Here is a 25,169-nt window from a genome sequence, read left to right as displayed (position 1 = left end):
TTATCTTCTAAAATACGGCTATCCAGAAAATAATAACTATATTATTTTCTTACACGTATGTAAGTTGCTGAAAAAGGAAATGTATGAGTTCCATACGTTCTATATTCAAAAAGTTGTTTATAGGTATGGCAGCTTTAGTAATAGTACTTCTTAGTTGTTTTGTTATAGAGCGCGTCTACGTAGCGTTTTTATATGCACAAGGTCCTAGCGAGGAACTTGCGCTTGAGGAAGCGCGTAACTCTTTTCGTTTTTCCGATTCGTTTAGTCTGGTGTATGTTGACAGAGATCAAAACGGTGATACCCGTTATCGTTTTATAGGAAAAGATAAAGATGGGGTTATTCGGGATCGCCTGTATATTACCTGTAAGTTTCAATGGTTTACTATTATTAGTCCCGGTGAAGTTTTTTGCCCCCAAGAGAGCGGCATGCGTATACCTTTCATGCCTCCTACTCTTTTTGACATCATACCTGCTGGATGGTATTACTACTCAACAGAATCTACCCCAAGTGTTATGGATAGATTTCTTATAAGTGTTAGGGGTGCACCAAATCAGGTTGAGGTGTACAAGGAGTTTACCTATAAGTTGAGCACAAAACGTGGGCAAAAATTAAAAAAATTAAGAGACGCTATACTACTGAAGCCTCTCTCAACATCAATTTCTGTAGGTCGTACCTATAAATATTGTGAGGAAATTGAAAAAGCAAAATTTAAGCGCCCAATCAAATTTGTTTGTTCTTGGAGCGAAGCCGCTTGTTACGCAGATTAGTAACCGTGCCCTGCATGCCATGAGGGATGTAGTCGAGTTCAGATAAATCCTCGGGTAGGTAATCAATCAAGCTCATAGACATATCAAGCTCAATGGATTGAGGGCGTGGACCAGGTGTAATTTCATAGCCATGTACCGTGGCGCCTTGAGCGGTAAGACGCAGCTCATAGCCTGTCGCTGGGTCATTTGGCAGCATTTCCCTAACGTTGTCACTCTTCCAGCGTAGTTTATAGCCCGCAGACTCAATTTGGGTGAGACTAAAGCGATACAGCGGAATGCTGTCGGTCTTTAATCGCACCAGGCCATCGGGTGCAAGAATTTCTCGATAGGAATTAAGCATGTGGGCATGTGTGAGGCGCTTGGTGCATTCTTTTTTGCGCGGGAATGGTGTGGGAAAGTTAAGGTGTATACAGCTAATTTCGTTAGCAGAGAAATACCGAGAAAGCTTTGCGGCATCACCAGGGACAAAAATGACGTTGTCTAGCTTGGCCTTACTGGCATGTTGCGCAGCATATGCAATACAAATGGGTTCTGAGTCCATGCCAATGAAGAGGATGTTGGGGTGCATGACTGCAATATCACAGGTAAATACACCCTTACCGCACCCTAAATCCAAATGAACAGCATCAAAGCGCGCTGGTTTTTTGACGGAGTGTTCTTTTGAGCATTTGTCCGTGTTATTGAGAACATCCTCAAAATCATTCACAATGCCTAGTGAAGGATAGCATGCTTCGGCCCAGCGGCCTTTAAGTGTCCAAGGTGCGGGTTCGATGAAGTTAGCAAAGCGCTCAAGGCGCTCTTCAAGAATAAAGTTTTTGGGTAGGCGAGCGTGAAGCGCATGCATGCAACTATCCTTACAGGCTTAAGAGTTCGTCGAGAGTCGATCCATATGAAGGCAAAAATTCTGCCACAAAGTCAGCGACTTCTGGTAGCTGGGCGGCCATTACGTCAACGGTGGCCTGACAGGTTTTTTGTGCAGTAGCAAACTCGGCATTGCCTGCCTGTGCTTCGTCAATGCATTTAATAAGCGCAGAGATCTTATCGGCAGCTTTAACTAAACGGCGTATATACTGCTCATCCTCAGACGGGCAATCCGTGTGATACAAATCTGCATATACACCACGTAAGTCCTCCGGAAGAGTCTTGATCAAAGATTCTTCTGCAAGCACCTCTATATCCTTGTAGGCATCCTGGATGTGTCCGTTGGCATATTTAACGGGCGTGGGCATATCGCCCGTGATAATCTCTGATGAGTCATGCAGCAGTGCGATCATTGCCGCACGATCCGCATTAAGGGTACGGCTATGACGTACGTTAGCAAGGGTGACCAGCATGTGAGCAATCAGGGCCACATCAAGTGAGTGCTCGGACAAATTTTCCTCGCGTGAGTTGCGCATAAGAGCCCAGCGATTAATGTACTTCATGCGAGATAAAATAGCTAAAAAGGGAGATTGTTGCTGGTTATGAGTTTGCGCCATGAGGTTCTCCTGCGCGTTCGTATCGGACGTGTTACAAGCTGCGCATAGGGGATATGGCGCAGTGCTATAAGCATATACTGTCTGCAGGAGTGACGTAGGCACAAGGGGAGAAGGATATGAATTTGCATGATATCCGTATGAGGGTGGCTACACCCAATGATGCAGCAGCTTTACTAAACATCTATGCTCCTTACGTGCAAAATACAGCGATTACCTTTGAGTATGAGGTTCCGACAACTGAGGAATATGCGCGTCGAATCTCTAGCTTTGGCTCTGATTTTCCGTTTTTAGTTGCCGAGAAACCCATCGAGGCTGTCACTGTAACCAATCCTCATGACGCTTTTGCTTTTAGCAGCGCTTCCATTTCTGGTAACACCACCACTCCTGCCACACAAATCCTTGGCTATGCCTACGCACATCCCTACTATGGCTATGCAGCATACAGTTGGTGCGCGGAACTTACTATTTACGTGGCTCCAGAAGCACGCCATCAAAAGGTGGGCACGCTTTTGTACGATACCTTGGAAGATGCGCTTGGTCGCATGGGCATTCTCAATGTATATGCTTGTATAACTACCAGCGATGATGCCTTGGATCCGCGTGTTCCAGTAGCATCGGTACACTTTCATGCCTCGCGCGGGTATCGCATTATTGGCACGTTTGAAAAATGTGGATACAAATTTAATCGTTGGTATAACACGGTATGGATGCAAAAAACGCTCGGTAGTCACCAAGATGATATGTCCACACCACACTCATTCGCCAATGTGCGTGGTAGCTTGAGCTGGCTTGTGCAATAGCTCACTTGCGGCAGCTCCTCCTACAATAAGTAGCGCACCCAAGGCCTTGGCTGGCGTCATGGTTTCCCCCAGCAAAAGTACGGAAAGCACTACGGCAGATAACGGCTCTATATATCCCAATACTGCAACCTGTTGTACGGGTAATTTTGCAATGGATGAGAAGTACCAGTAGCAGCCAAGCCCAGTGTTTAGCAGGCCTAAAATAACAATACCAACAATGGATGACGAATCATGAGGCAGCTCAAAGTGCATGCCACCAATGATTTGAGCCAAGCTATATATGCCAACTACTACAAAGCTTGCGCTCATTTGGATTGCGGAGTTGGCAAGTCCGGTAATGGAGGGTGCTCTGCGAGAAAAGATAATCATAACGGCATACATGCAGGCAGAACCTAGTCCCAACATAAGGCCAAGAGGGTTAAGTAAGCAGCTTACGTTGGTGTATACCACCAGAACAGCTCCTGCCAGCACGGCACAAAAACCAATTACACGAGCTGACGTGAGTTTCTCGCCAAACAGCAGGGGAGAAAGCACCATAACTATGACGGGTCCGCAGTAATAGGCTAAAGACGCAATTCCTACGCCTACCAGTGTGTACGCTTCAAACAAAAAGAGCCAACTAATACCTAACGCAGCTCCAGAAATGGCGAGCATAGCTATTTCTTTGCGAGCAACTCCGGCTAGTGCGTGACGGTTTGACGCAAATAATAAAATGAGCAAGCTAGCAGCGCCAAAAAACGTGCGAAACAAAACGATCTCACTACTGTGTAAGGCAATGCCGCTGGCAATAATGCCATTAGAACCAAATAGCAGTAAAGAAAGCAGGTATTTGGTAAGTGACTTGTTCACAAGCAGTCCTTGTATTTTCGTTGCCATCACAAAGAGCATGAGCAGCAGTTGGACAAGAGGCCAAACAAGAAAACAACGGACTTTAAGTGTCGTATCTTCTTACGTTCAAGAAAAGCGAATACTTCGCATGGATTGTATGACAAAATAGCATTGATAAGCGTGTGCAATCAAAAAAGCAATGCGTATGTAATTGTGCTGACGTTGTGCTAAGGAGCCTCACGCCATGGAGCAAAACATTACTAAATATCAGGCGTTCATAGAAACTGCGCGTCAGGGTAGTTTTACACGTGCTGCGCGCAGACTGGCATACTCTCAGTCGGGCGTGAGCCGCATGGTAAATGATTTAGAGCAAGAGTGGGGTATTCGCTTGCTGGAACGTGGTAAGCATGGCGCGCGTCTTACCCCAGATGGCCAGCGGATTTTGCCTCGCATTGAGCAAATCTGTGCCGAGCAGCGTCTATTGCAAGCAGAGGTAGATAACATTACAGGAATGCTTACAGGCAGTATTCGTATTGGTACGTTTTCGAGTGTAGCTAGTCACTGGCTGCCGCGCAGTATTAAGCGTTTTCGCGATGACTATCCCGGCATAGATTATGAGTTGTTGATGGGCGACTATTCGGAAATTGAAGCCTGGGTGGATGAAGGTCGCGTAGATATTGGTTTTTTAGCGTATGAACCTCAAAAGCCATCGCTTATGTTTGAACCTCTGGGTACCGATGAGCTTATGGCGGTTTTGCCCGAGAAGCATCGTCTTGCAAATAAGTCCACTGTTAACATTGCAGATCTTACGCGCGAGCCGTTTTTGCTGTTGGAACGAAAAGGCGTAGATGAGATTACGCCGATTTTCTCGAAAGCCGGCATTGAACTGCGTGCCGCACTTTCTACCTGGGATGATTACACTATTATGTCCATGGTGGAATCTGGTTTGGGTCTATCTATCTTACCTGCGCTTATTCTAAAGAGAAATCCATACCGCCTGGCAATTCGCCCTCTGGCGGACCGCGCCTACCGTACAATAGGCTTGGTTCACCGTGGCCAGGATAATCTAAGTGTGGCAGCCCTGCGTTTTTGCGACTATTTGAGTCGTGCGCCCCAGGTAAAACGTCAATAAAACAAAGCTCACATATATGAGGAGTGCACTATGGCAGAGTTTATTTATCAGATGTATAAGGTTCGTAAGGCCTACGACGGCAAAACCATTTTGGATGATGTGACCATGGGTTTTTACCCAGGAGCCAAAATTGGTGTAGTGGGTCCTAATGGTATGGGTAAGTCTACCCTACTCAAGATTATGGCTGGCATGGAAGACGTTTCTAATGGAGAAGCTCGTCTTGCTGCGGGTTATACCGTTGGACTTTTGCAGCAAGAACCTCCTCTGGATGATAGCAAAACCGTTAAAGAAAATATTGAGCTTGCTTTTGCGGACCTGTTGGCAAAGATTGATCGCTTTAATGAGATTGGCAATCTTATGGCCGATCCCGATGCAGATTTTGATGCGCTTATGACAGAAATGGGCAAGCTGCAAGATGAGATTGATGCAGCCAATGGTTGGGATTTGGACAGTCAACTGTCCCAAGCTATGGATGCGTTGCAGTGCCCCGATGCGGATGAGAATGTAGCTCATTTGTCTGGCGGAGAACGTCGTCGTGTGGCACTGTGCAAACTGTTACTTGAAGCGCCTGACTTATTGCTTTTGGATGAACCTACCAACCACTTGGATGCAGAGTCCGTTTTGTGGCTGGAGCAGTTCCTTAAAAACTATTCTGGCGCTGTTTTAGCCGTAACGCACGACCGCTACTTTTTGGATAACGTGGCTCAGTGGATTTGTGAGGTTGATCGCGGCACGCTGTACCCCTACGAGGGTAATTACTCTACATATCTGGAGACCAAGGCTCACCGCTTAGAAATGGAGTCTCGTCAAAACGAGAAGCGCGCTCGCAAGATGAAGTCCGAGCTTGCATGGGTTCGCTCTTCTCAGAAAGCTCGCCAGGCAAAGAGTAAAGCGCGTTTAGCTGCATATGAGCAGATGGAAGCAGAGGCACGTCGTGCCACCAAGGTAGACTTTACGGATATCCACATTCCTGTTGGCCCACGTTTGGGTACCAAGGTTTTGGAAGTTGAGCACTTGCATAAGGCTTTTGGTGACCGTGTGCTTATTGAAGACTTGAGTTTTAGCCTTCCGCGTAATGGCATTGTTGGTGTTATTGGTCCCAACGGTGTGGGTAAGTCTACACTCTTCAAGATGATTACGGGTTCTGAACAGCCAACATCTGGCTCACTTACAGTGGGTGAAACCGTGGAGCTTTCTTATGTTGATCAGGGTCGCGTTGGCTTGGATGCTCAAAAAACGGTATGGGAAGTAGTATCTGATGGTAACGATGTCATTCGTGTGGGCGAAACAGAAATTCCTAGTCGTGCTTATGTAAGTGCCTTTGGGTTTAAGGGTACCGATCAGCAAAAACGCTCTGGTGTGCTTTCTGGTGGTGAGCGCAATCGCCTGAATTTGGCGCTTACACTTAAGCAGGGTGGCAATCTGCTGCTCTTGGACGAGCCTACCAACGACCTGGATACCGAGACCTTGGAAAGCCTAGAAGAGGCATTGCTTGAGTTCCCAGGTTGTGTGGTCATTACAAGCCATGATCGCTGGTTTATGGACCGCATTTGTACACATATCCTTGCTTGGGAAGGTACAGATGATGCGCCCGCTACGTGGCATTGGTTTGAGGGTAACTTTGCAGATTATCAAAAGGACCGCGTGGCTCGTTTGGGTGCAGAGGCTGCGCGCCCTCACCGCCTGCATCGTAAACTTACGCGCGACTAAGAAAAGTTGAATATTTGACCAGTATTAATTTAATGAGCATCACCGATTGAGAAAAGAATTCTGCCCATGGCTTACAAGTCTAAACAAATGATTGTCATGCGCCGTGATCTTCACATGCGCAAGGGAAAAATTGCGGCTCAGGCTAGTCATGCCTGTGTAGAAGCTATCCTTATGGCGCTTGCTCGCGAGAAGCGCTTGGATCAGGTGCGTGTTGCCCATGATAACTGGGTGTATCTAGAAGAGGGCAGCCAAGAGCCAACGCCGTTGTCTGGCTGGTTTGAGGCTGGTGTTGCCAAAATCTGTGTGTATGTGGATTCCGAAGAAGAACTGCTGGATTTAGCAGCGCGTGCTAAAGAGCAAGGTTTTGTGTGTGCGCTGGTACGTGATGCAGGGCTTACAGAGTTTCATGGTGAAGCAACGTTTACTTGTTTGGCGCTGGAACCGCTGCTGCCCGAGCAAGTAGACCCCCTAACGGGGGATTTACCCTTATTTTAGGCATGAAGTAGGAGCTATAGGTAGTGTCTCTAGGTGGAGTAATAACTATTTCGCATTGCGTCATGTCATTATTAATATTAATAATGACATGACGCAATGGAAGCTAAAAATAGTGTTGGAAAGCTAAAGACACTGTTGGAGATTAAAAATCTTGAAAATCTTGAAAACCTTGCGAGGATTTAAAAATCAGGGCTGATGCCGGAAACATTCTGGCATCAGCCCCTTATCGTTGAGATTGTATGCGTTAATCTTAATCCAGCATATCAGTAAGCGTGGACATCAGAGGTGGCGTGACTTGCTTTTTACGGCTTACTACGCCCTCCAAAACAGCCATACCATCAACAGGTTTTACACCAAAGGCATGCTCAATAACAGTCTCGGCATTTTCGCCCCAGTAGAGCAGCTCAGAAGTTTGAGACTTAACATCAGTGAACATATAGAAGACTAGAGGAATATCGTTGGTAGCAGCACCTTCCTTAAGGTAGGGACCAACCAAAGCCTCTGCAGCCTTGCGGCTATTCTCGGTCATAAAGCTTGCCTGACCAACGCCAAAACGAACCTTACCGCGCGAGAACACCTTGAAGTCGCCACCAAAAACATCCTCTGCGGTGCGTCCTGTTAGGTCTGCGCCAGCATCAAACATGGCATCGGAGTAAGTGTCTACGTCCTCACCGCAAATGGCAGCTAGAGCACGACCCGCCTCAATATCACGAGCAGTACAGGTAGGAGAGCGGAAGCAGAGTGTGTCGGACAAAATGGCGCTCATCATAAGACCAGCAATGTTGGCGGGAATTTCCACACCCTTCTCCTGATAAATACTGTACAAAATGGTGCAGGTACAACCTACAGGCTCAAGACGCATGCGGATGGGGCCGTCGGTTTCAATGGAGCCCAAGCGGTGGTGATCAACAATCTCCATAAGTTCTGCCTGCTCAAGACCGTCAACGGCCTGGCTACGCTCGTTAAAGTCAACCAAAATGACGTGCTTTTTGCTGGGATTAAGCAGGTCAGGAGAGCTTACCATGCCAGCATATTTGCCATTCTCGTCCAAGACGGGGAAGAAGCGGTGCTTGGAAGCGGTAATAACTTCCTTGGCGTCGTCAATAGCAGTGTTTACCGAGAAGTGCAGCAAGTCTGCAGCGGGGCGCATCTGGCTGGAAACCGGCATGCTCATGGCATTGGCACGGTCTTCTTCCAGGCTGTCCAGGTTGGCAAACGCAATATCACGGATGGCGATAAGACCCTCAAGCTCGCCGTTTTTATCAACAACGCACAAAGAACTTACATTGTTGTCGCGCATGCTTGTCCAAGCCTCTGCCAAGGTGGTATCTGCCGCAATACCGGGAATAGCTTGGATTTGTGCATCCTTGATTTGAGGGGTAACGGTAGTAATAAGCTGGGGCTCGTTAAAGCCAAAGTGCTTGAGAACCCATGCGGTCTCGCGATTAAGGGCGCCGCAACGGCGAGCCTCATAAATAGGTTTATCAATCTGGTTTTTAAGATACGCGTAGGAAAGAGCTGCGCAAATACTGTCGGTATCGGGGTGCAAGTGTCCAAAAACGTTGACCTTGCGAATATCGTCGGCCATGTGATCTCCTCGTCGTGTTTGCTTACGCGCGTTTGGTGGCGCGCAGTTTTAACACGTCGATTTTGCCACGATATGCTGTATAAATGGGGTTTTTCGCCTAATGAACATACAAACAAGAGGTTGCTACAGGTCCATGCGATCGTGATTAATGGGCGCATAAAATAGCTCTGCGCGCTCTTGGGGGTCATGTGTTTGGCCTAATACCCACATAGTTTTGGCTACTAAAGCTTCAGTGGACATGTCTGCATCACGTAAAATACCAGGATGATTGGCATAGGCGTGGCTCACCTCATACACGCCAAGGTCGAGACCTTCTTCATCTACCTGTGTGGTAATGACCAGGGTGCGACCAGAGTCTACCCAGTCAAAAATTGCCTTCTTGTAGGAAGCATCTGCATGCTCGGGGATGCCGCCTATACCAAAAGTTTCCAGAATGATGGCATTGTAGTCCCGTTTAAGCAGCTCAAAGATGGATGGATTGAGCTCGGGCGTGAGTTTAAGCACAATGGCTTTCTCGTCAAGCTGGTGATAAAAACGAGGGGCTGCGGTGAGCTTACAGGGTTTCTCGACAGCGGTGTGGGTAGATGTGCGGATAATTTTGTTGTTGCGAATAACGGCTATTGCTGGGAAATTCATACTGGTAAAGGCGTTAAAGCTCATAGTGCGCTGTTTGTGCGCACGGGTACCGCAAATGACTTGTCCGCTAAAGACAATAGATACATCACGTGAGGCATCATCGCAAGCGTATAGCAAAGATTGATACATATTGAGCTTAGCATCGGTAAAGGGATTACCCATGGGTTGCTGTGAGCCTGTAAGGACAATGGGCTTAGGTGAGCCTTGGATGAGGTAAGACAGTGCGGCGGCAGTGTAGGCCATGGTGTCGGTGCCGTGGAGTATTACAAAACCATCGTACGAATCGTAGTTTTTCTCGATAAGCGCTGCAATTTCTAGCCAATTACGAGGACGCATATTGGTGCTGTCTATGTTCATGGGCTGAACGTAGTCCAAGTTGCACAGTCCTTCAAGCAAGGGGACTTCTTGTACAAGCTCACGACCAGAAAGCGTGGGTGTAAGCTGACCAACCTGACCGGTGGAAGCAATGGTTCCGCCAGTGGCAATCATCAAAATGGTTTTGAGGTTTGGCATAGCTGCATCTGACATAGTGGAAGCCTTGCTCGTGGGGTGCATGGACATGCTAATACTAGGACAAATATGCGCAAAATTATATAAGCGTTTGGCTAGTGGTAAGACTATCCCGTAGAGGATAATAGAAGCAGGTAATCTGCATATTGTGCACAGGGGCGGGGAGGCTTCATGAACGATTTTGAGTATTATGCACCTACACACGTGGTGTTTGGCCGTCATTCTGAAGAGAAGCTCGGTGAGCTTGTGGTTGCTGCTGGTGCTCATAAGGTACTGCTGCACTATGGTTCGGGAAGTGTTAAACGTACGGGTGTGTTGGATCGTGCCAAACAAAGTCTTTCTGTAGCCGGCATTGAGTATGTTGAGTTGGGTGGTGTGGTGCCTAATCCACATCTATCTTTGGTACGTAAGGGTATCGAGTTGGCATGTACCAACAAGGTAGACTTTATTGTTGCTTTGGGCGGTGGTTCTGTCATAGATTCTGCTAAAGCAATTGGATACGGTGTTGCCAACAAAGGTGACGTATGGGATTTTTATTTGCGTACACGCAAGCCTACGGCCTGTCTTCCCATTGGTGTCGTCTTGACGATAAGCGCAGCGGGATCGGAGATGTCTAACAGCTCTGTTATCACAGATGATTCTTGTGGAGATAAGCGTAGTTGCAACACTAATTTTGCAAGGCCTATCTTTGCCATTATGAATCCCGAGTTGCTCTACACATTGCCCGAATACCAGACGGCATGTGGTACTACAGATATTCTTATGCACACTATGGAGCGCTACTTTACAAGTGGTTCCACCATGGAGCTTACGGATAGTCTTGCAGAGGCTCTTATGCGCACAGTATTGGATGCTGGTCTTATCGTTACGTCTGATCCTACTAACTACGATGCGCGTGCCGAACTCATGTGGGCAAGCTCTTTGTCTCACAATGGCCTGACTGGCTGTGGTGGAGATGGTGGAGACTTTGTTTCTCATAACCTAGAACACCAAATGAGTGGCATGTTTGATGTTGCACATGGTGCTGGACTAGCAGCTATTTGGGGAAGCTGGGCACGTTATGTATATAAGGATTGTTTGAGCCGCTTTGTGCGCTTTGCGCATAATGTTATGCGTATTTCAGATACAACGCTGTCTGAGGAAGACATTGCGCTTGCTGGTATTTGCGCTTTGGAGGATTATTTCCACCGTATTGGTATGCCAATTACTATGAAAGAGTTGGGGATAACACCAACTAATAAACAGTTGCACGAAATGGCGCGCCAGTGCGCTAAAGTAAATGGTGGATCTAAGGGCTCGGCAAAACTCTTATACGAGCAGGACTTTTTGGCAATTTATCGCATGGCATTGTAAGGTCATGTGCAGGTAAGGAGACATGCATGTCTAGTTTGCAAAGGCAGTTTAAGATTTCTTGTCTTACACTGCTGGGTTTTGGTTTAATGACTGTTATATTTGGGCTGGTAGGAGGTTTTATTCACCTGAGTGCTCCTGCTGGTACTGCTGCAAGCTTGGTGTTAGGTGCCCTGAGTGTCTATTACGGATACAACAGTGCTATGGCAGCAAATGTTCCTGCTCAAGCAGTTGGTCAGCGCAATAATTTAGGTATGGTACTCGTGCTTTCCATCATTGTGATTTTTGCGGCGCTTGGTGGAAGTATCCTAGGTCAAAAAATTCCTTTTATGATAATGGGCTTTGTTCTTGCCGTAAGTGCTCTTATCTGCATCATGCTATGTAATAAGCTTGCTAAGGAAGTTGACCGATAAAACCAAATATTAGTACAGCTTAAACCCAAGGAACTGATTTCGATAGTACTTCGGAATCAGTTCTTTTTTGTTACTCGGGTGATGCCTGTGCTTTAGATTATGAGTCTATGTATAGGTAAAGATAATTATGTTATAAAGTAAGAAAGATTTAATTCATCGAAAGGTGGAAGTCAAGCTAGTAAAGGAAGTGCTTGATGATGGAAGTCTGCGCTAAAAAAGTTGCTACCAAGGCTTTAAATATTCTTTTTGCTGCTTGCGTTATTGGATATGCGGTCTCTGCGTTTTATTTTCATGTCAATGTGTCTTTATTTCAATTCTTAGCAGGAATGATGGCAACCATCATGAGTGTAGTGCAACTTAAAAAAGAAAGAGAAACATTAACGAGGGTCGAAACCATCGTTAATGTTGTATGCATAGTTTTTACTGGCATCTTTGCCTTAGTCGGGTTAGTCCATCTTTTTATCTAAAGAAAAGACATCTGCAATAACATATGCGTTGAGGGAATATCTGCCTGACTAATTATGAAAACAAAATGGTAGGCCCTTGGGTGTTTTCAAACAGCTCTATTCGAACATGACCGTCAGTTGCGCTGCTAATATCTCTGAATTGCTTGTTCATACGTGTTGTACTAAACCCTACGGTAGTCCATGCTAAAAGTGCAGTTGCTATACCAACAGCAATCATAGAACCTGCAATAAGATGAACTACCTTCCAAAGAGGGTGTGCAATTCCATGATTCCAAGCAACAGGAGCAGAGGGGTTTATAAAAAGCGAGGCACCCTTACAGATAAGCCATGAGAGCGCCTGAATAATAAGGCGTGATAGTGCAATTGTTACATGTGAGAAATAGAGGCCTGCACCCGATATGACAAGGCTAATTCCAAGTGCTAATAGTGCTGCCGAAATACCTCCAGTAATTATGGCATTATAAGTAACAATTGTGCCAGGTATAATTGCGCATATAAAAAGGCCCGTAAAAACCCAAATGACTAGCAGTGCTGAAAAAAGAACAACAAGTGCAGCAACAAACAGAGCAGCTATAGCAAAAAGAATTGCAACCCAAAGAGGCGAACCGAGAATTGTCAAGATGAGAAGGCCGATGAGCGTTGCGGTTGGAATTTGTGTACTTTTTAGTTTTGCTGCAAATCGAGATACTGCTGGTAGCTCAGAAATAATACGTTGTGCCGCTTGCTTGGGTTTCTCCAATTCCGCTATCGCATCGGATTCTTGCATACCAGCTTCAAGACGATCTTGTATGGCTTCTTCATAAAAAGAAAGTGCGCGTTTAATTTCTTCCTCTGGAAGTGAACTCAGATGATCGCGTAATGCTTGCATATATGCATTCTTATCCATGGTGTTTTCCTTTGTCGTAAGGCAAAATGTCTGTGTAGAAGTGTCTTTTAAACGTCCGAATTGTTTTGATGCAATCTATTCTCAACGTAGTTATAAAGTTCTATGGCTTGCTGACGTTCTTGCGTAAATTGCTTAAGACGCAATTTTCCCTCGGGGGTTGCATGAAAATATTTTCGCAAACGACCATTATGCTCAGCTGAACGAGAAGCAACAAGCTGTGCTTGTTCTAAACGCTTGAGGACGGGATAAAGGGTTGATTCGGTCAGCTCAAGAGCGCTAGGTATATCTTTAATAATCGCATAGCCATAGGATTCTTTATCACAGACAGCTGCAAGAATGCAGGCCTCGATAAAACCTCTTTTCATTTGCGAGTCCATAGATACCTCCCTCCTATGCATGTGTGTTCTTGCATGATCTTAGTACTATTTATTGCATAATACTATATATCACATAGTATTATGCTTACAACAAAAAAGACGAGAAAATAAATGGCATTTTTAGTTTGAGTGCCAAACTCCATAACAAAACAGTGCCAAACTCCATAACAAAACAGTGCCAAACTCCACAACAAAACAGTGCCAAAATCCACAACAAAACAGTGCCAAACTCCACAACAAAACAGTGCCAAACTCCACAACAACATACATTATGATATGATTAGCTGCATAAACATAAAAGGAGGATGTATGAAAAAGTACATGCCACGTATTGCAGATGAGGTTTTAAAATCTAGGCTTGAGGCTCGTGGTGCAGTACTGGTTCAAGGCCCAAAATGGTGCGGTAAGTCTACTACTGCCGAACAGTTAGCCAAAAGTGCGGTTTACATGCAAAATCCCTCAATGCGTGAGCAAAATATGATGCTTGCCAAGGCTGACGCTTCTCGTTTTTTAGCAGGTAAGACTCCTAAACTTATTGATGAGTGGCAGATCATTCCTTTTATTTGGGATGCAATTCGTTTTGAGGTAGATAAGCGTGGGGAGTTTGGTCAGTTTTTACTTACTGGTTCGGTTACTCCACCTAGCTCAGATGAGATAACCCATAGCGGCACAGGGCGTATTTCTTGCATGACAATGCATACAATGTCTCTTTTTGAGTCTGGTGACTCTAGCGGGGAAGTATCCCTAAAAAAACTCTTTGATGGATTAGGAGAAGTGCGAGGCACTTCGGATAAAAGCTTGGAAGATTTGGCCTTTCTCACTTGTCGGGGTGGATGGCCAATGTCAGTGGGGCAAAAAAAGAATGTGGCATTGCAGCAGGCAATCGATTATGTAGAGAGCTTATTGCAAAGTGATTATTCCAAAGTCGATGGTATTTCCAGAGATTCAGGTCGCATGAATCGAATTTTAAAATCATATGCTCGTAACCTTGGTACACAGGCAAATTACTCGACAATAAAATCTGATATTGTTGCCAATGAAGAAGATTCAATTAGTGAAAATACCATCGCTTCATATCTTTCAGTCCTTAACAAGCTGTTTGTAACAGAGGATCTTTGTGCTTGGAATCCAAACATTAGATCAAAAACAGCAATACGTACCTCAAATACGCGACATTTTACAGACCCCTCTATTGCAGCGGCAGCATTGGGTCTCGGACCAAATGATTTAATGAATGATTTAAAAACATTTGGATTCTTTTTTGAAACGCTATGTGTAAGAGATTTACGTATATATGCTCAACGTCTTAATGGCGAGGTGTATCACTATCGAGATAAGTCTGGTCTAGAATCAGATGCCGTTGTTCATCTACGTGATGGGCGATATGGTTTGGTGGAAGTGAAGCTTTTCTCACAAGAGCATATTGATGAAGGTGCATCCAATTTACTTACGTTGCAAGAAAGAATTGACACCTCCCGTATGAAAAAAGCTTCCTTCCTTATGGTGCTTACGGGTACACCATATGCTTACAGACGAGAAGATGGGGTTATTGTTGCTCCTTTGGCTACCCTTGCTCCATAAGCTTTGTGTACCAGCCTCACAGCGCAAGGTGCAAAGCAGCTTACTTGTGGTAGTACGCACCGCTCTCAAAATGAGGCTCGCAGCAAACGTTAATACCTAGCTGTCGATATACACGCTCATCTGTTGCAGAAATGATTACAGAGAAGTACGCGTCACAGCCGTAAAGCTTACTGGTAGCTTCAATCACGCGCTTGGCCTCCGAATTGGTGGCAGAACTAATAGAAAGTGCAATCAGAGTCTCATCCGAATGCAGGCGAGGATTATGACTGTGCAGATGTTCGGTCTTTAAGCGACCAATGGGGGCAAGTGCTTCGTTGCTCACCACATAGGTGTCCTTATCAACATCTGCTACGCGTTTGAGGGCATTGAGCAACAATGAGGAAGCAGCACCCAATAAAGAGGATGTTTTACCTGTTACGACGGTGCCATCTGGTAAGACCATAGCTCCAGCAGGAGCGTTTGTCTCGGCAGCTTTTTCTAAAGCAGCTCTGTGAGCAGGCGAGAAGTTCTCGTCCACGCCAACTTCCTTCATAAGCAGACGAGCTTTATCTAGCTGAGAGGTACCCACGCCTGTACGCTCGATTTTCTCGGCACAATGGAAGTAACGGCGTACAATCTCGTTCTTTGCGGCAGTGCGGCACACTTCATCATTACTAATGCAGTAACCCACCATGTTTACACCCATGTCCGTGGGAGAGGCATAGGGACAGGTTCCCAAAATGCGCTCCATAATGGTTTTAAGCACGGGGAAGGTTTCTACATCGCGATTGTAATTAACGGTTACCTCGCCATGAGCCTCCAGATGGAAGGGGTCAATAATATTATTGTCGCCCAAATCAAGCGTGGCAGCCTCATAAGCAACGTTGACGGGGTGTGCCAAAGGCAAGTTCCAAACAGGGAAAGTCTCAAACTTGGCATATCCTGCATTGATGCCGTGTTTATGCTCGTTGTACAGCTGAGAAAGACATACAGCAAGTTTGCCAGAGCCAGGACCAGGAGCCGTAACAACTACGAGGGGATGTGTGGTCTTGGCAAACTCATCCTTACCAAAGCCTTCATCGCTGGCGATAAGATCTACGTTGGCTGGGTATTCGGGAATGGGATAGTGCTTGTAAACGGCAATGTCCATATTTTCCAGCATAACTTTGTACTGCTCTGCCTTTTGCTGGCCAGACCACTGTGTAATAACTACACCGCCAATAGCCAAACCCATGGAGCGAAATACATCCATGAGGCGCAAAACATCTTCTGCATAGCTAATGCCAATATCGCTGCGGCGTTTACCGTGCTCAATATCGTTGGCGTTAATGGCAAACAAGACCTCTGCTTCATTAGCCAAGGTTGCTAGCATACGCGCTTTAGAATCAGGAGCAAAACCAGGTAACACGCGAGAAGCATGGTAATCATCAAACAGTTTGCCGCCAAACTCCAAATACAGTTTGCCGCCAAAATGTGCGATGCGGTCCCTAATGCGTTCTGCCTGCATGGATAGATATTTGTCATTATCAAAACCAAGCTGCATAACTGCCTCCGATATAGCAAGTCCTCTCAGACTTTTTATGGCATCAGCCACGTTCACATACGGTAAAAAGTTTCTCACACTCACTTGGGTAATATGTGCTCGCAATGCAATCTCATCCAAAAAATCTGACGACTTAATAAAGAAGACTTATGAGTCTGACGATAATTGAAGTGCCAGCTTATACATAGTTTTTATGATTTTGAATTTTACTTATAGTTAAAAATAATCTAACTTTGTTACTATTGTGCGATATTGAAAATTGAGCGAAAAGCTTGTTGATTTTTATTTTTCAAGGAGAGGTACATGAGTAAAACTGAGGCACTCATTACAGGTGCTCTCGCCACAAGTGTTGTTGTGGCTTCTGGTGTAATAGCTACGCCTGCGTTAGCTATTGAGGGCGTACATCAGCCAACGACTCCCACGCATGAAGTTCCCAAGAGTCAAGAAGTTACTACAGCTACAAATATTTCTGAAGCTCAAAAACAGGCCACTCAGGCAGCGGCAGCAGAAAAAGATGCATATACTCGTCAGCAAAAAGCTCAGGCTCAGCGCGATGAGGCACAGCAAGCGGTACAAAATGCTCAAGCTCAGCATGTAGCACAAAAGCATCAAGCTGCAGATGCTTTTGATGCAGCAAAGCGTGATGCGCAAACGGCCGAACGCAATGCACAAGCGCTGGTAGAGCATGAGCGTTCAGCTGTTGATAAAAGCGCTCAGCAAGTTCAGGATGCGCAAAAGCAAGTAGATGTCGCTCAACAAGCGGAACGTGAAGCTGCCCATGCGTATTCACAAGCGGAGACTACCCATAAGCAAGCTCCAACTGAGAAAGATGTCTCACGGGCACAGCAGCGTGTGCAAGAAGCTGCTCGCAGCAAAGAAGAAGCTCAGCAGAAAGCAGATACTTCCGCAGCTCAGCTTACAGAAGCTCAGAAAAAAGCCTCTGCGGCTCAGCAGGAACTTTCTGTAGCTCAAAGCAAACAGGATGATGCACGCAAAACGTTGCAGACAGCACAAGATTTGCTCGATAACGCTAATAATCAAAGTGCACTTCTTCAAAATATGCAAGAGCAGGCAGAAGAGCGCCTTCGTGCGGCCGAGAACACCGAAACACAGCTTAAGGAGCAAGCTGCTTCAAAAGAGGTGCTACTTAATGCAGCGCGTAAAGAGGTTCAACGTATCCAGGAACTCCAAAAGAGCAACGAGGCAGATCTTGCTGCGGCCATACAAGAACGTGATAATCCCGAACATCCTTATGGTGATGCATGGGGTTTCTTTGCATGGAATGGTTCAAAAAAAGCTATTGAATATTTTGAGAAAGCAGATTATGCCTCCTTTACTCACAGAGGGAGCAAGAGGGATGCTACCGATGGCGAGCATATCCGTCTAACAATTTCTCTTATGGAGAAGCTCAACGATATGCGCAAAAATAGGGCGGGCGTACCAGAGCTTGAAGTTTCTGATGAAGTTATGGCGCGCTCGATGGTTAATACCAATTGGTCAAGTGTACAAAAGACTCTCAAGCATGCCGAGAAAGGTGGTATTACCGAGGTTCTTTCTACTGCACCAGGTCCTCAAGCGGCATTGTGGTGGTGGTACAGGTTTGAAAGAGATAGGATTACCGAAAAATACAAGATTATTGAAGGTAAAGAGAGCACACTTAACGATAAGGAATTGTTTGCTTGGACATACGCCCATATGAAAGAGCTTATGCAGCAAGGCTTGGAGTGGGTTGATGTAGGACACTATCTTGATGTGGTGGATCCCAAATATACCGTTATGGGAGGATCCTATTCCAAAAATGGTTTTATTGATGGATATGGTGTCTATGGTCTGGGTTTTTGGAAGCAAGATAAAGCAGACAAAACTAACCATATGCCCCTTGCAGAATACAAGAAAAGGTTTGAGGCATATGTAGCTGACCTTGCGCAAAAGCGCCATGATGCTGTCCAGGGACTTGAGCATAATTCTCAGCAGTTGGCACAACAGTTGGCGGCTGCACAGAATTTGGTACAACAGCGTAATCAAGAACTGACAGCTGCGCGCCAGGCTATTGAAGCCCATACACAAGGATTGCTTGCTGCTGCTCGTGCATCCGTTCAGGATGCAAAGGATGCGATACGCCAGCAGGAAGAGAAGCTTGCTCAAACTCGTGCTCAACTTCCAGAATTGCAACGCACATATAGCTCTGCGCAGGCTACCGTAGCACAAGCACAAAAAAATGTGGCAACAACACAAGCTGATGTTCTCAAGCGCACCAATGAGGCTTCTCAGGCTAAACAGAATCTAGATACCAGTGCAGCCGCTGTCTTGCGTGAAGAAGCATCGTATGAGCAGGTGCGTGAACAATACACCAAAGCAACCGCAGTACTTAATGCAGCAAAACAGCAGCTTGCACAAGCGCAAAAGGCTGTTGCACAGGCACAGGCACAGCTAAGCACAGCAAAGCAAGAAGTACTTGCTGCTCCGCAGCGTTTGAACAAAGCAATCAGTCAGCTTAACCAAGCTAAAGATCGTGCTGTGCGTGCTCAAAAGATTGTATACCGCGGCATAGATACGCCGCAGATAACCGATGCAGACTTTACGAACCTTAACGCTTATATTGATACACTTAAGGCTTCCCAAGCAGCTCTTTTACAAGCTCAAAAACAGCTCTTAGCTCGTCAACAGGCATATAATGAGGCACAGACCGCTTATAAGCATGCAATGGTAGAACGTATGGCGGCAGATGCCCAGGTTATGCTTCTGAAAAAACAGCATGCTTCTGCTCAGGCATATCAATTGGATAAGCATGAAGATAGTAAGACAACTAATGTAGGCCGAGCAACGGTTTTACATACAGCTCAGCATGTTGCTGCATTACCAAAAACAGGTGATGCTTCCTATCCGATTTCTGCGTGTGTAACACTTGGTATGATGGCACTTGCAGCAGTGGGGCTTAAAAAAACTGCGAAATATGCCCCTCGTCACCTGCACCGATAAGTTGGTAGAGAAACAGCATTGTCCTGTTGGATAAGCGAGCTGTTTTGAGAACAAGATAACTTCAGCAAAAAAAGAACTGCCTGTGAGCCATACTTCAGCGACCAGGCAGTTTTTTGTTAAGAAAATTTGTCTGGGTATGTATTTCTAAAAGTATACTTCACATATTTGTTTATTTACGGTGAACGGTAATCCTTTAGGAAAATAAAAAGAGAGGCTTGGTTAATCTTCAAGCCTCTCTTATAGATGTGTTATATATCGTAGCTCTTACGCAAACGCTTTGGTAATGGCAGCAGCAGCAGTCTTGCCTGCACCCATTGCTAAAATGACGGTTGCGGCACCAGTTACGATGTCGCCACCAGCCCAGATGCGTTTATCGGAAGTTTGACCGTCTTCGTCAGCCTCGATATAACCCCACTTATTAAGCTTCATATCGCCAATCATGGGAGCAAAGGGGTTGGCGTTGGTACCAATGGCAGAGATGGCTACGTCGCAAGGAATTTCCTCAATAGCGCCCTCAATAGGCACTGGGCGACGACGACCATCTGCATCAGGCTCGCCAAGCTCCATCTTTTGCACGCGAACAGCAGCTACTGCGCCATCCTCGCCAGCAACAAACTCTAGAGGAGAAACCAAAGGCATAACCTCTACGCCCTCGGCTTTTGCATGATGAAGTTCTGCCTTACGTGCAGGCATCTCTTCCTCGGTACGACGATAGGCAATGATTGCATGCTCTGCACCTAAACGCTTAGCGGTACGGACGGCATCCATAGCCACGTTGCCGCCACCAAATACAACAACGTTCTTGCCATGCTTGGTAGGCGTGTCATACTCGGGGAAGTTGTTGGCCTTCATCAGGTTAACGCGAGTGAGGTATTCATTGGCAAAGAATACGTTAGGCAGGTTTTCACCAGGAACGTTAAGGAACTTGGGAAGACCAGCGCCTGTTGCAACGTAAATGGCATCAAAGCCCTTCTCGAACAACTCGGAAGCGTCTGTAATACGACCTACTACGGCGTTGTACTCAAATTTAACGCCCAACTCTGCCAGAGCATCAATCTCGCGCTTTACAACAGCCTTAGGTAGACGGAATTCAGGAATACCGTATACAAGTACGCCACCGCCGGTAAAGAATGCCTCATAAACAGTGACATCAAAGCCATTACGAGCAAGTTCGCCTGCGCAGGTAATGCCAGAAGGACCAGAGCCTACGACAGCAACCTTTTTGCCATTAGAGGGAGCAACGCTGGGCTCGGAAGCAAGCTCAGGCTGGTCCCCAACAAAGCGCTCTAGCTGGCCAATGGCAACAGGATCACCCTTGCGACCAAGGATGCACTTGCCCTCACATTGGCTTTCCTGAGGGCATACGCGACCGCAGATTGCGGGAAGCATGGAGTCTTCGCGGATAACGTCCAGAGCGCCGCCAAAGTCTTCCTCACGGATCTTCTCGATAAAGCGAGGGATCTGAATATTTACAGGGCAGCCGTCTACGCATAAAGGCTTTTTGCAGTTCAAGCAGCGATTTGCCTCAGCAATTGCCATCTCGGGGGTATAGCCTTTATCAACGGGACGGAAATCTGTTGCGCGCTCGGCTGCGGGTTCTTCATTATCGGGAACACGGGGTGCCTTAGCATTAGGCACATACCTTCCATTTACCTGTGGCATGCGCAAGTCGCCTCCTCATAAGCCTTGAGTGATTGACCTTCCTCGGTGAGGTAGGATGCCTGACGCATGCGCAAGTCGTCCCAGTTAACCTTGGTTGCATCAAAATCGGGACCATCAACGCAGGCAAACTTGGTTTCGCCACCAATTTCTACACGGCAGCAACCGCACATACCGGTGCCGTCAACCATAATGGGATTAAGGGAAGCGGTAATAGGAGTGTTGTACTTCTGAGCGGTGAGAGTAGAGAATTTCATCATAGGAACAGGGCCAACGCAGAATACCTGATCAATTGCACCAGCCTGCAGTAGGCGCTCCAAAGGAGCGGTTACAACACCCTGCTCGCCGTAAGAACCATCATCTGTGGTGATGTGAACATGCTCATCATCTAAAATCTCACGGAATTGGTCTTCAAGCAAGAGAAGTCCCTTGGTACGTGCACCCATGATTGCATGAACTTCATTACCAGCAGCTGCCAAAGAACGAGCTACGGGATAAGCAATGGCCAAACCAACGCCACCGCCAATAACGGCATAGCGACCTTTGCCCATCTCGGTAGGCATACCCAAAGGTCCGGTTACGTCTTGCAAAACATCGCCAGCTTCGTAGCTAGATAAAAGGCGTGTGGTCTTGCCAATCACCATAAAGATGAATTCAACCCAGCCCTCTTGAGCATTCCAGTCTGCGAAGGTAAAGGGCACACGTTCGCCCACCTCGTTTGCACGAACCATCAGGAACTGACCAGCATGAGCATGCTTAGCCATCTCGGGTGCCTCGATGCGGAACTTAAATACCTTCTCAGAGAACTGCGTCTTTTCGAGGATCTTATACATTAACCGTACTCCTCTCCGCTTTCTCCATACGGCGATAAACCCTCCTCTAAGGGTTTATCGATTTTCCTTCCGAAGCTATGTAAAAATGCACAGCTCCGTATATTTTACTCTAAAGTATATATTTACGTAAGTTACGTAAATATATGTAATCAGTTTTAGAGTAGTGTGCTTATGCCGCTAGAAATACATTGCTGGCACAACTCAGCACCTACTTGCGCATTAAAAAGAAATTCTTCACGTGCGGTATTTTTAAGATCGCGCAGCACGTAGGTGGCAACATCCATTTTTCCAGGAGGACGTCCAATTCCCATGCGCAAGCGAGCAAAATCTTTAGTCCCGAGCTTATCGGCAACGGAACGCAATCCGTTGTGCGCATTGAGACCACCACCAAACTTCACGCGATTTTGGCCTTCTGGCAAATCTACTTCATCGTGGATAACTAAAATTTCCGTAGGTTTTATCTTATGAGCACGTGCTACTTTAGATAGGGGACCACCGCTTGTATTCATGTAACTTTGTGGTTTAATAAGAAGAATGGGTTGGTGAGTACTGGCGACTTCTGCAACTTGAGCACCAGCCTCATCCTTCCAGTATCGGACGTTATATGCTTGGGCAAGGGCGTTCACTACGGCAAAACCAATGTTATGACGAGTAAACGCATACTGCGGCTCAGGATTACCTAAGCCGCAGATCATGCGGATTTCTTTTACATGTAAGGTAGACATAATGCCTTACATCTCGGAGTTACCACCGTGTACGCCGCTAACGGTTTGGTCGGCGTATACAGCATAGATAGCGTCTGCAAGCTCTTGTGCTACTGAAATAGACTTAATCTTGGAACCCTCGGTGTTGGCAATGGCACAAGGGATTGCATCGGTTACAACGCACTCCTCAATGGGCGCTGCTTCTAGGCGCTCAATAGCGGGGCCCGAGAAAATGCCATGGGTTGCGCATACATAGATGTCGCCTGCACCCATCTCTTTAAGCTTACTAATGGAGCCACAGAGCGTACCAGCAGTATCAATCATGTCATCATTAATGATGCAGGTTTTGCCCTTTATGTTGCCAATAATACCCATGACTTCTGCAGCGTTGTGCTTGGGGCGGCTCTTATGAGCAATGGCAACCTCACAACCCAGATAATCGGATAGTTTTTTGGCTACCTTTGCGCGGCCCATGTCAGGGGACACAATAACGGTGTTGTTCAGGTCAAATCCCTTGGTCTTAAAGTAGTCACCAAACTGATAGAGGGCAGTAAGATGAGTTACGGGAATGTCAAAGAAGCCCTGAATCTGACCAGAGTGCAAATCAAGAGTAATTACGCGGTCAATACCAGCAGCTTCAAGCAAGTTTGCTACAAGACGAGCGGTAATGGGCTCGCGACTTGCGGCTTTACGGTCTTGGCGTGCATAACCATAGTGAGGAATAACAGCAGTGAAGTTGCTGGCAGACGCGCGATGTGCAGCATCAGCAACAATAAGAGTCTCCATAAGCAGATCATTTACATTAGTGCCTGCGATGGACTGTACGAAAAACACTTCGCTGCCACGAACAGTCTCTTCAAAGCGAGCGTAAATTTCGCCATTGGCGAACTTCTCGATCTTAAGACCTGACAGCTCAAGGTGCAGAACATTTGCAATGCGCTGGGCAAGCAGGGGATTGCCGGTACCAGTGTAGAGCCTAATTTGTTTCTCCACGTTAAGGGGCTGGCACAGAGTTTCGTACATTACTTGTTGCCTTTCTCGAGTCGCTGCTGCCTTGCGGTTGCAAAGCCTTCCTTTATGACCTGACGGGAACGCTCAATGCCAAGCGCTCCTGCGGGGACATCCTCGTAAATGCAAGAACTTGCACCCGTAACAGCGCCTTCTCCAATGGTTACGGGAGCTACCATCATAGTATCCGAGCCTACAAAAGCGTTGTTGCCAATTGTGGTCTTATTTTTGTGAACGCCATCATAATTGCATGTAATGGAGCCGCCACCAATGTTTACGCCGCTGCCCATGGTGGTGTCCCCCAGGTAAGACAGATGAGGAACTTTGGAGCCTTCTCCAACAACAGTATTTTTAAGTTCAACGTGTGTGCCAGCCTTAGCACCATCTTTGAAGTGTGTACCGCCACGTAAGTAGGCACGAGGACCACAGCTCACGTTATTGTCTATGGATGAGTCTACTATGATGGTCTCGTCCACTGTGCAATTGTTACCTACGGTAGCATTGGTAAGACGAGTGCTAGGACCTAATACGCAGTTTGTGCCAACACTGGTGTGACCAAAGAGCAGGGTGTTGGGCAAAATCTCTGTATCCTGGCCAATGGTTACCTCAGGACCAATCCATACGCTTGTGGGATCCAGCATGGTAACGCCATTTTCCATATGCTGTTGGTTAATGCGCTGTTGCATGATTTTGCTGGCGCTTGCAAGTTGCACGCGGGAATTTACACCCAAAAGCTCAGTGTATTCTTCACAGTGAACGGCAGAAACGTTGCTGCCGTGCTTGTTGAGCCAGGCTATCATGTCAGTCAGATAGTACTCGCCCTGCGCATTGTTATTGGAGAGTTGGGCAATACCCTGTGCAAGGGAACTACCCTCAAAGCAATACATACCAGAGTTGCATTCGCGCAGCTCTTCTTGCTGAGCAGGGGTACAATCTTTATGCTCGATAATGGCTTTAACCTGACCGCCTTCAAACACGATGCGACCATATCCCGTTGGGCTGGGAGGCGTCATAGTAAGAATGGTGCAGGCGTCATTGCGCGCAGTGGATTTGTCCGTAAGCCAAGAAATGGTTTGAGGACGCATCAGAGGGCTATCTCCATACAACACAACAAATCGATCATTGATGGTGTTGACGGGTGCATCAGCAAACAAAGTGTCAAAAACACAGCGTACGGCATGACCGGTGCCAAGTTGTTGGGGTTGCTCGACAAATTCCACATCATCAAAGGTGCTCAAATAGTCGCGCACTTCTTGTGCGCCATGACCTACAACCACAATAATGCGGCTGCAACCAGCACGACGTGCGCAGTCAACCGTCCAGCCAACAAGAGGACGGTCAAGTAATTTGTGCATAACTTTAGGATGACGGGACTTCATGCGCGTACCCTCGCCAGCTGCGAGGACTATCGCGGTGAGTGGCATTAGTATGCCTCCAAGAAAAAAG

At 46.6% G+C, this 25,169-nt stretch carries 23 protein-coding genes; 10 read left to right on the top strand and 13 right to left on the bottom strand.

Annotation, left to right across the window (positions count from 1 at the left end; genetic code table 11):
- Nucleotides 1-83 precede the first annotated feature (83 nt).
- Nucleotides 84-767, top strand: coding sequence for a hypothetical protein (locus G469_RS0100905; protein ID WP_028263445.1), 684 nt, complete (start codon nucleotides 84-86; stop codon nucleotides 765-767).
- Here the strand turns inward: G469_RS0100905 and trmB are convergent.
- Together trmB and yfbR are read right to left on the bottom strand one after the other, a co-directional pair.
- Nucleotides 721-1,611: a tRNA (guanine(46)-N(7))-methyltransferase TrmB gene (trmB, locus tag G469_RS0100900; protein ID WP_028263444.1), complete on the bottom strand. Its 891-nt coding sequence runs from the start codon at nucleotides 1,609-1,611 to the stop codon at nucleotides 721-723. The two genes, G469_RS0100905 and trmB, sit on opposite strands and share 47 nt — an antisense overlap.
- A gap of 10 nt (nucleotides 1,612-1,621) precedes the next feature.
- On the bottom strand, nucleotides 1,622-2,245 hold the full coding sequence (gene yfbR / locus G469_RS0100895; RefSeq protein ID WP_028263443.1) for a 5'-deoxynucleotidase: 624 nt from the start codon (nucleotides 2,243-2,245) through the stop codon (nucleotides 1,622-1,624).
- 116 nt (nucleotides 2,246-2,361) lie between these two features.
- Here yfbR and G469_RS0100890 point away from each other — a divergent pair, with 116 nt between their 5' ends.
- Nucleotides 2,362-3,045: a GNAT family N-acetyltransferase gene (locus G469_RS0100890; RefSeq protein ID WP_028263442.1), complete on the top strand. Its 684-nt coding sequence runs from the start codon at nucleotides 2,362-2,364 to the stop codon at nucleotides 3,043-3,045.
- On the opposite strand, the gene G469_RS07920 is transcribed toward G469_RS0100890, so the two are convergent.
- Nucleotides 3,001-3,894: a DMT family transporter gene (locus G469_RS07920; RefSeq protein WP_035425212.1), complete on the bottom strand. Its 894-nt coding sequence runs from the start codon at nucleotides 3,892-3,894 to the stop codon at nucleotides 3,001-3,003. The genes G469_RS0100890 and G469_RS07920 overlap by 45 nt on opposite strands.
- 223 nt (nucleotides 3,895-4,117) lie before the next feature.
- On the opposite strand from G469_RS07920, the gene G469_RS0100880 reads away from it, so the two are divergent.
- The 3 genes from G469_RS0100880 to pth2 all read left to right on the top strand — a co-directional run bounded on the left by G469_RS0100880 (nucleotide 4,118) and on the right by pth2 (nucleotide 7,210).
- Entirely contained in the window at nucleotides 4,118-5,005 is an 888-nt protein-coding gene (locus G469_RS0100880) for a LysR family transcriptional regulator (RefSeq protein WP_028263441.1), read from the top strand.
- A 30-nt stretch (nucleotides 5,006-5,035) separates the two neighbouring features.
- Nucleotides 5,036-6,715 (top strand): energy-dependent translational throttle protein EttA, encoded by a 1,680-nt coding sequence (gene ettA, locus G469_RS0100875; RefSeq protein WP_028263440.1) that lies wholly within the window; start codon nucleotides 5,036-5,038, stop codon nucleotides 6,713-6,715.
- 66 nt (nucleotides 6,716-6,781) lie between these two features.
- Entirely contained in the window at nucleotides 6,782-7,210 is a 429-nt protein-coding gene (pth2, locus tag G469_RS0100870) for an aminoacyl-tRNA hydrolase (RefSeq protein ID WP_035425210.1), read from the top strand.
- A 250-nt stretch (nucleotides 7,211-7,460) separates the two neighbouring features.
- Here pth2 and G469_RS0100865 read toward each other — a convergent pair whose 3' ends face one another.
- Together G469_RS0100865 and G469_RS0100860 are read right to left on the bottom strand one after the other, a co-directional pair.
- Nucleotides 7,461-8,798: a putative manganese-dependent inorganic diphosphatase gene (locus G469_RS0100865; protein WP_028263438.1), complete on the bottom strand. Its 1,338-nt coding sequence runs from the start codon at nucleotides 8,796-8,798 to the stop codon at nucleotides 7,461-7,463.
- A 123-nt stretch (nucleotides 8,799-8,921) separates the two neighbouring features.
- Nucleotides 8,922-9,962, bottom strand: coding sequence for an asparaginase (locus G469_RS0100860; protein ID WP_028263437.1), 1,041 nt, complete (start codon nucleotides 9,960-9,962; stop codon nucleotides 8,922-8,924).
- Between the two features lie 153 nt (nucleotides 9,963-10,115).
- Between G469_RS0100860 and G469_RS0100855 the strand changes: the two genes are divergently transcribed.
- From G469_RS0100855 to G469_RS0100845, 3 genes are all read left to right on the top strand, one after another.
- The gene (locus tag G469_RS0100855; RefSeq protein WP_028263436.1) at nucleotides 10,116-11,297 is read left to right on the top strand and encodes an iron-containing alcohol dehydrogenase; all 1,182 of its coding nucleotides are present in this window, start codon (nucleotides 10,116-10,118) and stop codon (nucleotides 11,295-11,297) included.
- 26 nt (nucleotides 11,298-11,323) lie between these two features.
- Complete coding sequence (locus tag G469_RS0100850) at nucleotides 11,324-11,707, top strand: hypothetical protein (protein WP_028263435.1); 384 nt, start codon at nucleotides 11,324-11,326, stop codon at nucleotides 11,705-11,707.
- A gap of 191 nt (nucleotides 11,708-11,898) precedes the next feature.
- The gene (locus tag G469_RS0100845) at nucleotides 11,899-12,174 is read left to right on the top strand and encodes a hypothetical protein (protein WP_156908386.1); all 276 of its coding nucleotides are present in this window, start codon (nucleotides 11,899-11,901) and stop codon (nucleotides 12,172-12,174) included.
- A 52-nt stretch (nucleotides 12,175-12,226) separates the two neighbouring features.
- On the opposite strand, the gene G469_RS0100840 is transcribed toward G469_RS0100845, so the two are convergent.
- On the bottom strand, nucleotides 12,227-13,060 hold the full coding sequence (locus tag G469_RS0100840; RefSeq protein ID WP_028263433.1) for a DUF1700 domain-containing protein: 834 nt from the start codon (nucleotides 13,058-13,060) through the stop codon (nucleotides 12,227-12,229).
- Between the two features lie 47 nt (nucleotides 13,061-13,107).
- Nucleotides 13,108-13,437 carry a PadR family transcriptional regulator gene (locus tag G469_RS0100835; RefSeq protein ID WP_028263432.1) on the bottom strand — a complete coding sequence of 110 codons (330 nt, stop codon included), beginning with the start codon at nucleotides 13,435-13,437 and terminating at the stop codon, nucleotides 13,108-13,110.
- Nucleotides 13,438-13,746: 309 nt separating this feature from the next.
- On the opposite strand from G469_RS0100835, the gene G469_RS0100830 reads away from it, so the two are divergent.
- A complete protein-coding gene (locus G469_RS0100830; protein ID WP_028263431.1) occupies nucleotides 13,747-15,018 on the top strand; it encodes an ATP-binding protein in 1,272 nt (423 codons plus the stop codon).
- Between the two features lie 40 nt (nucleotides 15,019-15,058).
- On the opposite strand, the gene G469_RS0100825 is transcribed toward G469_RS0100830, so the two are convergent.
- On the bottom strand, nucleotides 15,059-16,540 hold the full coding sequence (locus G469_RS0100825; RefSeq protein ID WP_028263430.1) for a DUF1846 domain-containing protein: 1,482 nt from the start codon (nucleotides 16,538-16,540) through the stop codon (nucleotides 15,059-15,061).
- A 303-nt stretch (nucleotides 16,541-16,843) separates the two neighbouring features.
- On the opposite strand from G469_RS0100825, the gene G469_RS0100820 reads away from it, so the two are divergent.
- Entirely contained in the window at nucleotides 16,844-19,519 is a 2,676-nt protein-coding gene (locus G469_RS0100820) for a coiled-coil domain-containing protein (protein ID WP_028263429.1), read from the top strand.
- 264 nt (nucleotides 19,520-19,783) lie between these two features.
- Here the strand turns inward: G469_RS0100820 and gltA are convergent, their stop codons facing one another.
- The 5 genes from gltA to glmU form a co-directional block, all read right to left on the bottom strand.
- A complete protein-coding gene (gene gltA / locus G469_RS0100815; protein ID WP_028263428.1) occupies nucleotides 19,784-21,181 on the bottom strand; it encodes an NADPH-dependent glutamate synthase in 1,398 nt (465 codons plus the stop codon).
- Nucleotides 21,169-22,011 carry a sulfide/dihydroorotate dehydrogenase-like FAD/NAD-binding protein gene (locus G469_RS0100810; RefSeq protein WP_028263427.1) on the bottom strand — a complete coding sequence of 281 codons (843 nt, stop codon included), beginning with the start codon at nucleotides 22,009-22,011 and terminating at the stop codon, nucleotides 21,169-21,171. The genes gltA and G469_RS0100810 overlap by 13 nt, the downstream gene beginning before the upstream one ends.
- A gap of 155 nt (nucleotides 22,012-22,166) precedes the next feature.
- The gene (gene pth, locus G469_RS07915; protein ID WP_035425207.1) at nucleotides 22,167-22,736 is read right to left on the bottom strand and encodes an aminoacyl-tRNA hydrolase; all 570 of its coding nucleotides are present in this window, start codon (nucleotides 22,734-22,736) and stop codon (nucleotides 22,167-22,169) included.
- Nucleotides 22,737-22,742: 6 nt separating this feature from the next.
- The gene (locus G469_RS0100800; protein WP_028263426.1) at nucleotides 22,743-23,738 is read right to left on the bottom strand and encodes a ribose-phosphate diphosphokinase; all 996 of its coding nucleotides are present in this window, start codon (nucleotides 23,736-23,738) and stop codon (nucleotides 22,743-22,745) included.
- Nucleotides 23,738-25,147 carry a bifunctional UDP-N-acetylglucosamine diphosphorylase/glucosamine-1-phosphate N-acetyltransferase GlmU gene (gene glmU / locus G469_RS0100795; RefSeq protein ID WP_028263425.1) on the bottom strand — a complete coding sequence of 470 codons (1,410 nt, stop codon included), beginning with the start codon at nucleotides 25,145-25,147 and terminating at the stop codon, nucleotides 23,738-23,740. The genes G469_RS0100800 and glmU overlap by 1 nt, the downstream gene beginning before the upstream one ends.
- Nucleotides 25,148-25,169: the final 22 nt, after the last annotated feature.

The sequence above is a fragment of the Atopobium fossor DSM 15642 genome, from assembly GCF_000483125.1.
In the GTDB taxonomy this organism is placed as follows: Bacteria; Actinomycetota; Coriobacteriia; order Coriobacteriales; family Atopobiaceae; genus Atopobium; species Atopobium fossor.
Note: the sequence above shows the minus strand (reverse complement) of the source record. Positions and strands in the feature narration are given on the sequence as shown.

What these genes read in the sequence shown, in the direction of transcription:
- G469_RS0100905 (WP_028263445.1), top strand. Translation starts at nt 84, where the DNA reads ATGAGTTCCATACGTTCTATATTCAAAAAGTTGTTTATAGGTATGGCA.
- trmB (WP_028263444.1), bottom strand. Translation starts at nt 1,611, where the DNA reads ATGCATGCGCTTCACGCTCGCCTACCCAAAAACTTTATTCTTGAAGAG.
- yfbR (WP_028263443.1), bottom strand. Translation starts at nt 2,245, where the DNA reads ATGGCGCAAACTCATAACCAGCAACAATCTCCCTTTTTAGCTATTTTA.
- G469_RS0100890 (WP_028263442.1), top strand. Translation starts at nt 2,362, where the DNA reads ATGAATTTGCATGATATCCGTATGAGGGTGGCTACACCCAATGATGCA.
- G469_RS0100880 (WP_028263441.1), top strand. Translation starts at nt 4,118, where the DNA reads ATGGAGCAAAACATTACTAAATATCAGGCGTTCATAGAAACTGCGCGT.
- ettA (WP_028263440.1), top strand. Translation starts at nt 5,036, where the DNA reads ATGGCAGAGTTTATTTATCAGATGTATAAGGTTCGTAAGGCCTACGAC.
- pth2 (WP_035425210.1), top strand. Translation starts at nt 6,782, where the DNA reads ATGGCTTACAAGTCTAAACAAATGATTGTCATGCGCCGTGATCTTCAC.
- G469_RS0100865 (WP_028263438.1), bottom strand. Translation starts at nt 8,798, where the DNA reads ATGGCCGACGATATTCGCAAGGTCAACGTTTTTGGACACTTGCACCCC.
- G469_RS0100860 (WP_028263437.1), bottom strand. Translation starts at nt 9,962, where the DNA reads ATGTCAGATGCAGCTATGCCAAACCTCAAAACCATTTTGATGATTGCC.
- G469_RS0100855 (WP_028263436.1), top strand. Translation starts at nt 10,116, where the DNA reads ATGAACGATTTTGAGTATTATGCACCTACACACGTGGTGTTTGGCCGT.
- G469_RS0100850 (WP_028263435.1), top strand. Translation starts at nt 11,324, where the DNA reads ATGTCTAGTTTGCAAAGGCAGTTTAAGATTTCTTGTCTTACACTGCTG.
- G469_RS0100840 (WP_028263433.1), bottom strand. Translation starts at nt 13,060, where the DNA reads ATGGATAAGAATGCATATATGCAAGCATTACGCGATCATCTGAGTTCA.
- G469_RS0100835 (WP_028263432.1), bottom strand. Translation starts at nt 13,437, where the DNA reads ATGGACTCGCAAATGAAAAGAGGTTTTATCGAGGCCTGCATTCTTGCA.
- G469_RS0100830 (WP_028263431.1), top strand. Translation starts at nt 13,747, where the DNA reads ATGAAAAAGTACATGCCACGTATTGCAGATGAGGTTTTAAAATCTAGG.
- G469_RS0100825 (WP_028263430.1), bottom strand. Translation starts at nt 16,540, where the DNA reads ATGCAGCTTGGTTTTGATAATGACAAATATCTATCCATGCAGGCAGAA.
- G469_RS0100820 (WP_028263429.1), top strand. Translation starts at nt 16,844, where the DNA reads ATGAGTAAAACTGAGGCACTCATTACAGGTGCTCTCGCCACAAGTGTT.
- gltA (WP_028263428.1), bottom strand. Translation starts at nt 21,181, where the DNA reads ATGCCACAGGTAAATGGAAGGTATGTGCCTAATGCTAAGGCACCCCGT.
- G469_RS0100810 (WP_028263427.1), bottom strand. Translation starts at nt 22,011, where the DNA reads ATGTATAAGATCCTCGAAAAGACGCAGTTCTCTGAGAAGGTATTTAAG.
- pth (WP_035425207.1), bottom strand. Translation starts at nt 22,736, where the DNA reads ATGTCTACCTTACATGTAAAAGAAATCCGCATGATCTGCGGCTTAGGT.
- G469_RS0100800 (WP_028263426.1), bottom strand. Translation starts at nt 23,738, where the DNA reads ATGTACGAAACTCTGTGCCAGCCCCTTAACGTGGAGAAACAAATTAGG.
- glmU (WP_028263425.1), bottom strand. Translation starts at nt 25,147, where the DNA reads ATGCCACTCACCGCGATAGTCCTCGCAGCTGGCGAGGGTACGCGCATG.